General features: G+C 54.5%; 11 protein-coding genes. 8 read left to right on the top strand and 3 right to left on the bottom strand.

Annotated elements, in window-relative coordinates:
- The first annotated feature begins 130 nt into the window (after window positions 1-130).
- The 4 genes from treR (at window position 131) to FOI68_RS18240 (ending at window position 5,050) form a co-directional block, all read left to right on the top strand.
- Window positions 131-841, top strand: a complete 711-nt coding sequence (treR, locus tag FOI68_RS18255; protein ID WP_044900042.1) for a trehalose operon repressor — start codon at window positions 131-133, stop codon at window positions 839-841.
- Between the two features lie 104 nt (window positions 842-945).
- A complete protein-coding gene (gene treP, locus FOI68_RS18250) occupies window positions 946-2,358 on the top strand; it encodes a PTS system trehalose-specific EIIBC component (RefSeq protein WP_035299167.1) in 1,413 nt (470 codons plus the stop codon).
- Between the two features lie 90 nt (window positions 2,359-2,448).
- On the top strand, window positions 2,449-4,131 hold the full coding sequence (gene treC / locus FOI68_RS18245) for an alpha,alpha-phosphotrehalase (protein ID WP_143863968.1): 1,683 nt from the start codon (window positions 2,449-2,451) through the stop codon (window positions 4,129-4,131).
- 13 nt (window positions 4,132-4,144) lie between these two features.
- On the top strand, window positions 4,145-5,050 hold the full coding sequence (locus FOI68_RS18240) for a Cof-type HAD-IIB family hydrolase (RefSeq protein WP_143863967.1): 906 nt from the start codon (window positions 4,145-4,147) through the stop codon (window positions 5,048-5,050).
- A gap of 898 nt (window positions 5,051-5,948) precedes the next feature.
- Here FOI68_RS18240 and FOI68_RS18235 read toward each other — a convergent pair.
- From FOI68_RS18235 to FOI68_RS18220, 3 genes are all read right to left on the bottom strand, one after another.
- A complete protein-coding gene (locus FOI68_RS18235; protein ID WP_143863966.1) occupies window positions 5,949-6,281 on the bottom strand; it encodes a hypothetical protein in 333 nt (110 codons plus the stop codon).
- Between the two features lies 1 nt (window position 6,282).
- Window positions 6,283-7,500 (bottom strand): stalk domain-containing protein, encoded by a 1,218-nt coding sequence (locus FOI68_RS18230; protein ID WP_143863965.1) that lies wholly within the window; start codon window positions 7,498-7,500, stop codon window positions 6,283-6,285.
- 876 nt (window positions 7,501-8,376) lie between these two features.
- Complete coding sequence (locus FOI68_RS18220) at window positions 8,377-8,577, bottom strand: hypothetical protein (RefSeq protein ID WP_143863963.1); 201 nt, start codon at window positions 8,575-8,577, stop codon at window positions 8,377-8,379.
- 199 nt (window positions 8,578-8,776) lie between these two features.
- Here FOI68_RS18220 and FOI68_RS18215 point away from each other — a divergent pair, with 199 nt between their 5' ends.
- From FOI68_RS18215 to ytaF, 4 genes are all read left to right on the top strand, one after another.
- On the top strand, window positions 8,777-9,826 hold the full coding sequence (locus FOI68_RS18215; protein ID WP_029100905.1) for a galactose ABC transporter substrate-binding protein: 1,050 nt from the start codon (window positions 8,777-8,779) through the stop codon (window positions 9,824-9,826).
- Window positions 9,827-9,908: 82 nt separating this feature from the next.
- Window positions 9,909-11,429, top strand: coding sequence for a sugar ABC transporter ATP-binding protein (locus FOI68_RS18210; protein ID WP_143863962.1), 1,521 nt, complete (start codon window positions 9,909-9,911; stop codon window positions 11,427-11,429).
- Between the two features lie 13 nt (window positions 11,430-11,442).
- Window positions 11,443-12,462, top strand: a complete 1,020-nt coding sequence (gene mglC / locus FOI68_RS18205) for a galactose/methyl galactoside ABC transporter permease MglC (protein ID WP_044900037.1) — start codon at window positions 11,443-11,445, stop codon at window positions 12,460-12,462.
- A 100-nt stretch (window positions 12,463-12,562) separates the two neighbouring features.
- Window positions 12,563-13,225, top strand: coding sequence for a sporulation membrane protein YtaF (gene ytaF, locus FOI68_RS18200; protein WP_035299169.1), 663 nt, complete (start codon window positions 12,563-12,565; stop codon window positions 13,223-13,225).
- The last annotated feature ends 41 nt before the right edge of the window (window positions 13,226-13,266 follow it).

The raw sequence follows: 13,266 nt of genomic DNA, 5'->3' as shown, positions 1-13,266 counted from the left end.
GAACGAGCCGATCCCCGTGCCGGACGGCGCAAAGGGGAGACGGGAGAGAAGGACTTTGCGCAGGCGGGCGAAATCGGATGTAATAGAGAGAGAGATAAAAGGTCGCCGCAAGAGCATAAGGAGGCAGCAGATGATCAAGAGGTACACGGATATTTACGAAGACATCAAAAAACAGATACTGGACGGGACCTACCCGCCCGGGGAAAAGCTGCCTTCGGAAAACGAGTTTTGCCGGATGTACCGGACAAGCCGGGGCACCGTAAGGCGTGCGCTCGATTTGCTGGCGAAGGAAGGACTCGTCAACAGCGTCCACGGCAAGGGCGTGTTTGTGCTGGACGCGAATTTGATCACGTTCTCGTTTGGCGGTCTGGTCAGCTTCAAGGAGGCCAGTGAAACCAGCGGACAAGCCTTTGTCACGACGGTTCCGCTGTTTGAGGTCATCACCATTGACAAGCCGCTGCAGGCGAAAACCAAACTGCCCCTTGGACAGGAAGCGTACCGATTGTTTCGCGTGCGCAGCTTGAAAGGCGAGCGCATTATTTTTGACATCAACTACTTCCGGAAAGATATCGTCCGCGATCTGACACGGGAGATCGCGGAACAGTCCATTTACGAATACCTGGAAGACACGCTGGGCGCAAAGATCGGGTTTGCCAGGCGGATCATTCACGTGGAGCCGGTGACCGCCCTGGACAAAGCCCATTTGGATGTAAAAGCGTACAACCTGGTGGCGGTGGTCAAAAACTTTGTCCATCTGCACGACGGTACGCTGTTTGAATACACCGAATCCCGGCACAGGCCGGACCGGTTTGAATTCACGGATTTTGCCCGACGCCGATAAGGCGTTATTTTTTTTGCTCACGCTTACTTGTTTAAACAAGTATTGACTTACTTGTCTAAACAAGTGTATGATTCTGAATGAAAACGATTACAGGAGGGGAAACCATGGAGCTCAACAAGCGGGAAGTAGAGCAGATACTCCAAGCCGTAGGCGGCCGGGACAACATCGCGGCCGTATCCCACTGCGTCACCCGGCTGCGGTTTGCCTTGAAGGATGAGCGTCAAGTCGACAAGACGCTGCTGGAATCGATCGGGATCGTCAAAGGTTCGTTTTCTTCGAACGGTGAATTCCAGGTGGTCATCGGCCAGGGATTGGTCAACAAGGTGTACGACGCGTTGCTCCACATCGCCGACATCACAGGCGCCACCAGGCAGGAGACCAAGGAAGCGGCCGTGAAAAATCTCAATCCGTTCCAGCGCGCCGTGAAAACGCTGGGAGACATCTTCATTCCCCTCCTGCCCGCCATTGTCACGGCGGGGCTGCTGATGGGCATCAACAACGTGCTGACCGGGAAGGGAATCTTCTACCCCGACGCGTCCCTCGTGGACGTTCACCAGCAGTGGAAAGACTTTGCGGGCATCATCAATCTTATTGCGAATACGGCGTTTGTATTCCTGCCGGGCCTCATCGGCTGGTCTGCCGTCAAGCGCTTCGGCGGAAGCGAACTGCTGGGAATGGTCCTCGGCCTGATGCTGATTCATCCCGATCTGTTGAACGCGTGGGGCTACGCCCAGGCTGTCGCGGAAGGAAAAGTGCCGTACTGGCATTTGTTTGGCTGGGATATCGCCAAAATCGGCTACCAGGGACAGGTGCTGCCGGTGCTGATCTCTTCCTACGTGCTGGCCAAAGTGGAAACGTATTTGGCCAAGCGGATTCCCGACATGTTTCGCCTGCTGCTGGTTGCCCCCATCAGCCTGCTCGTGACCGGCTTCCTGTCCTTCACCGTGATCGGTCCGCTGACGTTTGGGGTGGCCAATGCGCTCACATCGGGGTTCGTCACCCTGTTTGACACATTCAGCATCCTCGGTGGACTGCTTTACGGCGGGCTCTATGCGCTGCTGGTCGTAACCGGCATGCACCATACCTTCCTGGCCGTGGATCTGCAGCTCATCGCCAGCACCGGCGGCACCTTCCTGTGGCCGATGCTCGCGCTGTCCAACATCTCCCAAGGGTCTGCGGCCCTGGCGATGATGTTCGTCACCCGGGAGGAAAAGCTGAGAGGCATGTCGCTGACCTCCGCCGTCTCCGCCTTCCTGGGCATTACGGAACCGGCCATGTTTGGCGTCAACATTCGATATCGCTACCCCTTTGTGTCCGCGATGATCGGATCGGCCATCGGGGCGGTCATTCTCACGATGAGCAAGGTAAAAGCCGCGTCGATCGGCGTGGGCGGGCTTCCCGGTTTTCTCTCCATCTTTCCCGAACACTGGGGGCCGTTCTTCATCGGCATGGCAGTCGCGCTGCTGGTGCCCTTCCTGCTGACGTTCCTGTTGGGGAAAACGAGGAAAGCACAATAAAAAGAGAGACAGTGAGCATAGCAACCGATCATCGGGCGGTTTCCGCGGATTGGTTGCTATTGTCCATTATGGAAAAGGAGTGGATCAACAATGGAGAAACCATGGTGGAAAAAGGCGGTCGTGTATCAGATCTACCCGAAGAGTTTCAAGGATACCACCGGCAGCGGAACCGGCGATCTGCAGGGAGTCATGGAAAAACTGGATTACCTGCGGGAACTGGGCGTCGACGTGATCTGGCTGACCCCCATCTACCCGTCGCCGCAACGAGACAACGGGTACGACATCAGCGATTACTGCGGGATTGATCCCGCGTACGGTACGATGGAAACGTTCGAGCGGCTGCTGCAGGAGGCCCATGCCCGGGGCATCCGGGTCATCATGGACATCGTCGTGAACCACACCTCGACCGAACACCCGTGGTTTCGCGAAGCGTCCCGCTCCAAACAGAGCCCGTACCGCGACTTCTACATCTGGAAGGACGGGAAAAACGGCGGTACGCCCAACAACTGGCGCTCCAAGTTCGGCGGCAGCGCCTGGCAGTACGACGAGACCACGGGGCAGTACTATCTGCATCTGTTCGACGTCACCCAGGCGGATTTGAACTGGGAGAACCCGGAACTGCGCCAGCGGATCTACGATATGATGAACTTCTGGCTGGACAAAGGGGTGGACGGGTTTCGCCTGGATGTGATCAACCTGATCTCCAAAGACCAGCGCTTTCCCGACGACACGTTGGAGACGCCGACGGACGACGGGCGCAGGTATTACACGGACGGCCCGCGGATTCACGAGTTTTTGCAAGAGATGAATCGCCGCGTGTTCGCCAGGAATCCTGACCTCCTCACCGTGGGCGAGATGTCGTCCACCTCGATCGAAAACTGCGTGAAGTATACCCGGCCGGAAGAACACGAGCTGAACATGACTTTCAGCTTTCACCACCTCAAGGTGGATTATCCCAACGGAGAGAAGTGGGCTCTGGCCAACTTCGATTTTCTCCAACTGAAAAAAATCCTCAGCGAGTGGCAGTACGGAATGCAGAGCGGCGGGGGCTGGAATGCGCTGTTCTGGTGCAATCACGACCAGCCGCGGGCGGTCTCCCGTTTTGGAAACGACCGGGAGTATCACCGGGAATCGGCGAAAATGCTGGCGACCACGATTCACCTCATGCAGGGCACCCCGTACATCTACCAGGGGGAGGAAATCGGCATGACCAACCCCTATTTTGACGAGATTGCCGCGTACCGGGATGTCGAGTCGCTCAACGCCTACCGCCTGCTTCGGGCGCAGGGGAAACCGGAGCAGGAAATCCTGGCCATTCTGCAGCAAAAATCGCGGGACAACGGGCGCACGCCCATGCAGTGGGACGACAGTCCGCACGCCGGTTTCACGACGGGAACCCCCTGGATCAACGTGGCGCCGAACTACAAGGAGATCAACGTGAAGCGCGCGCTCGAAGACGAGGACTCCATTTTTTACCACTACAAAAAACTGATCCAACTGCGGAAGGCATACGATGTCATCGCCTACGGCGACTTTCGGTTGATTCTGGACGATCATCCGCAGATCTTTGCGTATCTGCGGACGTACGGGAACGAAACCCTCCTGGTGGTGAACAATTTCTACGGCAGCGAAACGTTCTTCGCGCTTCCCGGCGATATTCGCCTGGCGGGGGCGCCGAACCTGCTTTTGTCCAACTACCGGGACACGGGGCTTGACGTCCGTTCCCTGCCCCTGCGTCCGTACGAATCGGCTGTCTTTTACTTCGCCGGTTGAGGGGGGACGACTTGTGACGAATACGGAGAAACGCTGCCGGGTAAAGATGATCGCGATCGACATGGACGGGACTCTGCTGAACCGGCATGGCCAAGTCAGTGCGGAAAACGCCTGGGCGGTTAAGGAAGCCCAGGCGAGCGGCATAACGGTGGTCGTAGCGACCGGCCGATCGTACAAAGAAGCCCTGCCGCCGCTTATGGCCGCCGGCATCACCTGTCCGCTCATCTGCGTGAACGGGGCGGAGGTACGCGCGGAAACCGGGGAGATCGTCCGGAGTGTGCCCATCCCCCCGCAGACGTATGAGGAAGCGGAGGCCATCCTGCGGCAGGAAGACCTGTATTACGAACTGTACACGAATCGGGGGACGTTTACGAACGACCGCGAAAAGGCGTTTGGCGTCCTGCGGGATTTTATCCAAAGCGCTTTTCCCGGCACGGATGAACAGGCGATCCGGGAAGCGGATGAGCGCCGTTTTTCCACCGGGGAAATCTCCCCTGTGGACACGTATGCGGCAGTGCTCGGCCGCTCCGGTGAACATCTCTATAAATTGCTGGTCTTCTCCAGGGACGGGCAAAAGCTGGCCCGCGCGTCCCGCAGGCTGGCGGCCGTAAACGAGCTGTCCGTCAGTTCGTCGGCGAATCACAATCTGGAAGTCACGCACAGGCATGCGCAAAAAGGAATCGCGCTGCAGGAACTTGCGGACAGGCTCGGCGTCGCCCTGGAGGAGACGATGGCCATCGGCGACAACTTCAACGACTTGTCGATGCTGCGCATGGTCGGCCTAAGCGTCGCGATGGGAAATGCCGAAGACGAGATCAAGCGGGCCTGCGCCGTTGTGACCGGGAACAACGATCAGCACGGGGTCGCTCGTGCGATCCGGGAATGGGCGCTTTCACAGAACTGTTCCAAACTACAATGACATACCAGTACAGTGGATTCAATCGGTCCATGGTTTTTTGGAAAAGTGTCGAGAGGAAGGAAGAAGCCAGATTGCTGCATTAGAGGTAGCTAATTTTATTGCTCATGAATTTGGTTACGAGCAGGATCGTTATCTGATTGGTAAACCAAGAACCTATTTCTTGGTAGCAAGATACATGGACAGTATTTCATCAGAGAAAGGTGACCTTCGCCTGATTGAAGCTGGCGCCGAGAATAGATGGTATTGGTTACATTACAAAATCCGCGTTTTGTTGGCTATACCCCAGATTCAGCCTAAAACAACGAAAGTCTTTTTACAAATCAGCAGCAGCGTGTCAGGGGCGGTGAGGAATAGTGGAGCGCGGAGCGTGAGCATATGCCGCAACCGGCGAAGCGCACCCTTGACCTCGCGGATCCCGCCCCGTACCCTCTGGTTCCCCTGGCAACCTAGTTGCCGGGGGTGCCTCCCGGCGAGGGAATTGCGGTCCAGCGTGCTACGCTGGGCGCCCGCCCTTGGGGGCGAAGGCGAAAGGGGGGGCTTTTGTAGGGATACTATTTGGGGGTTCCGCCAGCAAAACTCGGATTTACAACGCTAAAGGATGTCCAATGTCAAAAAGCCGATTTTCTCATTTTGACATATGTCCATTCCTTAATGCGCCTTATGACACGGCTATTCCAAATGCTTAACGTGGATTTTTTGCGTTTCGCTGGTGCTACCCCAAATAAAGGTTAATTAAGTTTAGACAAACTTGTTGACAGACCCGCGTGATGCCGTTTTCGATCAGATGTTGCTCGAACATCTTGGTTTGCTCCATGTTTTTCCTCCCTTCCGAACACAATGCAAAAATGCCCTCCATCCATTCAGGGACGAGGGCTGCGGGTTTTAACCGCGTAGGTAATCAAGAGTCTAAAGCGTTATTCACCCTATCAATAAATTCTTGTCCTCTTTTGAATTCGAGATCTCTCATGCTTAGCTCATATATGTATTTCTGAACTTCAACCCATCGTTTTTGGTCACCATTGTTGATTAACTCTTGTAATTTACTTAGCGACCGTTTTAATTGAATCGTATATTCTGGTTTTTCATCGTCACGAAATGCAATCGTTCTTTCTTCAAGCTCGCTCCAAGAGTAACCCGTATTAAAATACCCTGTAACGAAATACTTGAGCATCTCAAATTCTTTTAATTTGGTATCTTCCGGTTTCAGAGCATTCGTCCATTTATTCAACACATTAATCCCTCCATCTCAGTGCAGGATATGATGTTAATATGCTAAAACCTTCAGGAGCATTACGATCTCTCATTAGTATGGTAATAGCCATATTGACATTTTTTTCTACCGTCGTTTTTCCCTTGTATACTCCTTTTCCTAAACTATAATCGGAATCATATCTGATTGCAAAAATATCACTGCTATCTCCTAGTAACCACTCTGCAATCTCATCAGAGTGTTGCCTAAGTGATTTTTGAATCGTATTAATAGCCGTACTTTTATTTGTGTATGACGTTACATCTGTATTTTCCTTGATCGCTCTTCTGATTAATTCGTTATCAGTTAGACCAACATGTTTTTGTAAGGTGTGACCTACCTTTCCACCAACTTTTCTCCCTTCGGAAAAATCCAACAGCTTTCCTGCATCTATCTTTGAAATACGCTCTGCTAATATCCGTTCCGCCGCTCTATCCAATTTTCTGGATTGTTTAGAAGATATTCGATACACATCCGCTATCGCATCTTTTAACTTTGATATTTTCTTAAGATCACCCAATCCCGGAACAAATCCAAGGATAGCGGTCGCAACCTCACCAGCACTAGAATCTGGATTTTTCAGTACTTTGTATAAATTGTACGCATCTTTTACCGTACCCACCACGGGAATAAAATCAGTGACAACATCAATTAACTCCTTTGCTAGCTCCCTTCCTTCATCCTCCTGTTCTTTTGTCGTTATTGAAACCGTCCTCGTGTTATTATTCCATTTGACTTCTGCATTCATCGCTTTCTCAAAAAATCGGGATGTAATCATTGTCTTACCATTTTTCAACTCGACTTCATCAGATAAATAAATTCTCTCTCCATTTTTTAGAACATAATCCCGCCCGATTCGTACGTCAATTTTATCGCCGTCATTCGTTAAAGTTGCAGTTTGAGTCCTTGAACTCCAAGAGACATCCCATCCCAGCGCCCGTGCAATGTCACCTAACGGAACCATGGCTCTACCATTTTCATTAATATAGGCTCGTTCAGATAATGAGAGTCTCCGGCCATTTACCTCTACCGTGACACTGTTATTCGCTGCACGAATTGCAGCGGAACTAATCTCAACAGTATCCTGATTAGTCCGAGTCTTTGACACGTTGTTCTGGGACTTAGCAACCTCTTTGTTGACACTTATTTGGCTACTTTGTATCTGACTGTAGTTATTATAACGTACGGATGATAGTTGCATGATTCTTCCTCCCTAAAAATGTATGTATTGTTATTCATTGATTGTATCGTCTTATTCCAGGGATTTTTTTACACTTTATACCTACTTTGTTTTTCAGAGAATACTCCTGCAAAGCGTCAGTTTATGTCCTCAACCATTTTTCATCGGAGTGGACACGCTGAACTTGATCCTATCCTATTGGCAGAGTGGCTCTTGCTCACAACGCTGAATCGCGCTAGATCAGTTTCGTTCTCCACACTGATCTGAGGATGGGACTCGTAGAATTTTTTGACGTTTCGTACATAAGATTCGATCATTTTCGGCGAGATGCCGTTTTCAATCAGCTGTTGTTCGAATAGCTTGGTTTGCTCCATTTTTTCCTGCAACGCAAAATACCCAACATCCACTCAGGGACGTAGGGCTGTGGAACCGTCTCTATACATAACCGGTAGCCCTAGCCACATTAGCGCTCATTAAAATATGTTTTTGGACAAATTCATGACCCCGTTTAGCGGACATTCTTAGCGTACGCAAAAACCACGCTTTTCAATGGTTTGCGTCCTTAGCGTATAAAACCGTCAAAATGTTGGCGCTACCCCTAATAGAAGTTCTGATGGCTATGTCCAAAAAGTAGGTAGGGAAACATTGATTTGCAAAGCGTTCGCTTTTCAGCTTCCTGGAGAGCCTTTTTTACTTCTCGAAGCTCTCGGACAGTCATCTCATCGATCGTTTTGGTTTCTCCGGTGGAAGGGATGAAGTGTGGTTGAGTTAACAGATTGTTTCTTATGTCGTTATCAATTCTGGCGAGCAAAAGAGACTTCGAATGACCGAGTTGACGGTACGTACCGTCAAAATCTTTTTCAGACCCAAATGCTTCAGCGATCATAATCCTTTCATTCATGTAGTCGCGGTCAACGCACCAAGATGCTTTACAGTAGTCATCAAAGTTTGCAAATCCGAGTTGCTTATACAGCCTTTCATCACGGATTTTTTAACTTCCATGATGAATTTGTACCCGTACTCTTCGGCCACTCGGAAATAACTCACAGCTCTTTCGTGCGTTTCCTTTGCAAGGACTTCCAGCGTCAGTTCATTCATTTGCTACACCGCCATTCACAGATAGCATTAATTCAATTGCGTCCTTAACAGCAGGAGGAACGGCTCCTCCTTTTTTCGTTGGGACGTTTGCTGAGAATTTTGATAGAAAATCATATGATTTTTCATTAATTTTTGGGTTGGAATCGCTTACATTGGAATGGTGAGCACCACCATACAGATCGAAAAGGGGGATTTCAGGGTGAACAAGCTTGTTTCCACAGCGACAGCGGCCGTACTGGCCCTTTCCATTGCCGGATGTTCGGGATCGGGCGGCTCCCAGCCGACAGCGGGCGAGGGAGGAGGCGGAGGTGCTTCCACCACTCCCAAAATCGGTGTCGCCATCTACAAATTTGACGACACGTTCATGACGGGCGTGCGCAACGCCATCTCCCAAAGCGCGGAGGGGAAGGCCGAGGTTGACATCGTCGACAGCCAAAACTCCCAGCCGACGCAAAACGACAAGGTGGATCTGTTCATCACGAAAAAGGTCAACGCGCTGGCCATCAACCCGGTTGACCGCACTGCGGCCGGCGTCATCATCGACAAAGCGAAGCAGGCCAACATCCCGGTGGTCTTTTTCAACCGGGAGCCGATGCCGGAGGACATGCAGAAATGGGATAAGGTGTACTACGTCGGGGCCAAGGCGGAAGAGTCCGGCACCATCTCCGGCCAGTTGATCGCCGACTACTGGAAAGCCCATCCCGAGGCGGACAAGAACAAGGACGGTGTCCTGCAGTACGTCATGCTGAAGGGGGAACCGGGTCACCAGGACGCCGAACTGCGCACCAAGTACTCGGTGAAGGCGATCGAGGACGCCGGGATCAAAGTGGAGAAAGTGGCGGAAGACACGGCGATGTGGGACCGGGTGAAAGGGCAGGAAAAAATGGCGGCGTTCCTCGCTTCCGCGGGGGACAAGATTGAAGCCGTGCTGGCGAACAACGACGACATGGCGCTCGGCGCGATCGAGGCGTTGAAGGCGGCCGGGTACTTCAAGGACAACAAGTACATCCCCGTCGTGGGCGTGGATGCGACGGCACCGGCCTTAAAGGAGCTGGAAAACGGCACGCTGCTGGGCACCGTCCTGAACGACGCCAAAAACCAGGGGAAAGCCACCCTCAATATCGCCGCCGTGCTGGCGCAAGGACAAACGCCGACCAAGGAAAACACCGGGTACGAAATCACCGACGGCAAGTACGTCTGGATTCCGTACAAGAAAATCACCAAGGAAAACATGAACGAGGCGAAATAAGGCTCTCTGCCGGCGCCCGAAGGCTTGGCAATCGCCAAGTCTTCTTTACATTCCATGCAGACAAGCGGGGGAGGGGTTTGCCATGACTGATAACGGTTTTGTACTGGAAATGAGGAACATCTCCAAGGAATTCCCCGGTGTCAAGGCGCTCGACGGCGTCACGCTGAAGGTGAGGCCCGGCACCGTTCACGCGCTGATGGGGGAAAACGGTGCGGGAAAATCGACGCTGATGAAGTGCTTGTTCGGCATCTACAGGCCGGACGCGGGCGAGATTCTGCTCGACGGCCAAAAGAAGGTGATCAACCACGCCAAGGACGCGCTGGCGAACGGCATCGCGATGATTCATCAGGAGCTTCACCCCGTTCCGTTTCGCAGCGTGATGGAAAACATCTGGCTCGGTCGGTTTCCGGTCAAACAATTCGGCCCGTTCGCGTTTGTCGATGAAAAAAAGATGTACCGGGACACACAGGCGCTGTTTGCCGATCTGGGCCTGGAACTGGATCCCCGCGAGATTGTGAAAAACCTGTCCGTCTCCAAGGTGCAGTCCCTGGAGATTGCCAAAGCGGTCTCCTACCGCTCCCGCGTGATCGTGATGGATGAGCCGACCTCATCGCTCACGGGCAACGAAGTGGAGCAGTTGTTCCGGATCATCGCCGAACTGAAGAGCCGGGGCGTGGCGATCATCTACATCTCCCACAAGATGGAGGAAATCCTGCGCATCTCCGACGAGGTGACGATCATGCGGGACGGCAGGCTCGTCGGCACATGGCCGGCTGCGGAGCTGACCACCGACCTGATCATTTCGCGCATGGTCGGCCGCGACCTCACCCAGCGTTTTCCCAAGCGGGAGAATGTGCCGGGAGAAGTGGTGCTGAAGGTGGAGGGGCTGTCATCGCCGCATTCCCATTCCTTCCAGAACGTTTCCTTTGAGCTGCGGCAAGGGGAGATTTTGGGCATCGGCGGGCTGGTCGGCTCCCAGCGGACGGAGCTGGTCGAGGCGCTGTTCGGGCTGCGGGCGGTGGCGTCGGGACGGATGTTCATCCACGGCAAAGAGGTGAAAATCAAATCGCCGATCGATGCCAAAAAACACAAGATGGCGCTGCTGACGGAGGAGCGGCGCGTCACCGGCATTTTTCCGGTGCTGTCCATCCTGGAAAACACGCTGATCGCCAACCTGTCCCGTTATGAGAAGCCCTATCTGCTGCTCGACGAGAAAAAGCGGAAGGAGGAAGCGGGCAGAAGCATCGACCTGCTCCGGGTGAAAACGCCCTCCCTGAAGACGCTGATCAAGAATCTGTCCGGCGGGAACCAGCAGAAGGTGCTGCTGGCCCGCTGGCTGCTGACCGAGCCGGACATTCTGCTGCTCGACGAACCGACGCGGGGGATCGACGTCGGAGCCAAATACGAAATCTACTCCATTATTGCGGATTTGGCCAAAGCAGGAAAAAGCATCATCATGATCTCTTCCGAAATGCCCGAACTCCTGGGCATGTCGGATCGGATCATGGTCATGTGCGAAGGGCGCCTCTCCGGCTTTCTCGACGGGAAAGAGGCGTCGGAGGAACAGGTGATGCGCCTCGCCACAGCGTACGCGGCGGGGTAGAGGAGGAGAAACCATGAGAAACCTGAATGCGACATCCATACGTGAATTTTGCGCGCAAAACGCCATCTACATCGTGCTGGTGGCGCTAATCGTGGGGATTGCCATCTACGACAGCCAATTTTTATCGGTGACCACCATTCGCGACATTTTGCTGCAGTCCTCCACCCGGGCGATCATCGCCCTTGGCGCGGCGTTCGTGCTGATCACGGGGGGCGTCGATCTCTCGGCGGGCCGCGTGGTGGGACTGACGGCGGTGCTGTCGGCCTCCATGCTGCAAATGCAGGATTATCCGCGCCGCTTCTTTCCGGATCTGCCTGATCTGCCGCTGCTGGTGCCTGTGCTCCTGGCCATTTTGGCGGGTCTTATCGTGGGGCTAATCAACGGGGTGATCGTCGCCAAGTTCAGCGTCCCGCCGTTTATCGCCACCTTGGGCACCATGGTCATCGTCTATGGGGCAAACTCCATCTACTTTGACATGGAGCCGAACGAATCGCAGCCGATTGGCGGCCTGCGGCAGGATTTCAGCCATCTGGGCACCGGGTACATCGGTCCCGGCGGCCCCTACTCGATTCCCTACATCGTCATTATCGCGATCGTCGTGTCCGTCGTGGTGTGGGTGATTTTCAACAAGACCCGGCTGGGCAAAAACATGTACGCGATCGGCGGCAACATGCAGGCGGCCGCCGTATCGGGGATCAACGTGGGGCTGAACCTGATCGTCATCTACGCCATCGCCGGGGCGCTGTACGGTCTGGCAGGGGTGCTGGAAGCGGCGAGAACCGGCGGGGCCACCAACAACTACGGCAACATGTACGAGCTGGACGCGATTGCCGCCTGCGTCGTCGGGGGCGTCTCCACGTCGGGCGGCATCGGGACCGTGCCGGGCATTCTGGCCGGGGTGCTCATCTTCGGGGTGATCAACTACGGCCTCACCTTCATCGGCGTCAATCCGTACTGGCAGTTGATCATCAAGGGATTGATCATCGTGGCCGCCGTCGCCGTTGACATCCGCAAGTACCTGGCGAAACGGTGACCGGTCGTGCGGAATCGGAAGGGGGAACAGGGCGGAGCCGCGCACAATGGATAAGCCTTCGGCGTATATCTAGAAGGCAACGGGAAAAGAGGTGACTCCATTGAGCGGCTGGTTTTCGCTCCTTCTCGTCTCCCTGGCGATCAGCATGGACAGCGTCAGCGTCGGGTTGACGTACGGGCTCAGGAACATGCGGATGCCGTTTCTCTCGCTTGCCGTCGTGGCAGGCTGCTCGTTTTCCGTGGTCTACGCGGTGATGGCGGTCGGTTCCACCCTCACGTTCTGGCTGTCTCCGGAGTGGGGCAAACGGGTGGGGGCGGCCGTGTTGGTGGGGCTGGGGCTGTTCACGCTGTGGCGGCTGTTTTCTCCACGTGCCGACAGCGGCGGTCGGGACGAAGACGGCCATCGCCCGGAGGAAGCCGGAGAGGCGCTGGTTTCCCAGTTTCGCGCGTTTGGGCTGATCGTCCAGATCCTGCGGGATCCGTCCCGGGCGGACGCAGACCGCTCCGGCCACATCATGGGCTGGGAGGCGGTCATGCTGGGACTGGCGCTGTCGCTGGACGCCTTTGGCGCTGGCATCAGCCTGACGTTTTTCGGCTATCCGCCGCTGTCGGTCGCCCTGTGCATCGCCGTCATGAGCGCCGCGCTGCTCGCCTTGGGCATCGCCCTGGGCCGCCGCGCTGGTCAATCCCGCTGGCTGTCCCGCCTGACCTGGCTGCCGCCGATCCTTTTGATTTGTATCGGACTGGCCAAGAGCATCACGTAGTCCGGGGAGATACGCCCCGTCCTTCGCAAGCGGAGGACGGG

Source organism: Brevibacillus sp. LEMMJ03 (assembly GCF_007197875.1).
GTDB lineage: Bacteria > Bacillota > Bacilli > Brevibacillales > Brevibacillaceae > Brevibacillus > Brevibacillus thermoruber.
The sequence above is the reverse complement of the archived record's forward strand: the minus strand, read 5'-3'. Positions and strand labels throughout refer to the sequence as shown.

Excerpts from the sequence above, each read along its gene's own strand:
- treR (WP_044900042.1), top strand. The coding sequence starts at position 131 with ATGATCAAGAGGTACACGGATATTTACGAAGACATCAAAAAACAGATA.
- treP (WP_035299167.1), top strand. The coding sequence starts at position 946 with ATGGAGCTCAACAAGCGGGAAGTAGAGCAGATACTCCAAGCCGTAGGC.
- mglC (WP_044900037.1), top strand. The coding sequence starts at position 11,443 with ATGAGAAACCTGAATGCGACATCCATACGTGAATTTTGCGCGCAAAAC.
- FOI68_RS18210 (WP_143863962.1), top strand. The coding sequence starts at position 9,909 with ATGACTGATAACGGTTTTGTACTGGAAATGAGGAACATCTCCAAGGAA.
- FOI68_RS18220 (WP_143863963.1), bottom strand. The coding sequence starts at position 8,577 with ATGAATGAACTGACGCTGGAAGTCCTTGCAAAGGAAACGCACGAAAGA.
- FOI68_RS18230 (WP_143863965.1), bottom strand. The coding sequence starts at position 7,500 with ATGCAACTATCATCCGTACGTTATAATAACTACAGTCAGATACAAAGT.
- treC (WP_143863968.1), top strand. The coding sequence starts at position 2,449 with ATGGAGAAACCATGGTGGAAAAAGGCGGTCGTGTATCAGATCTACCCG.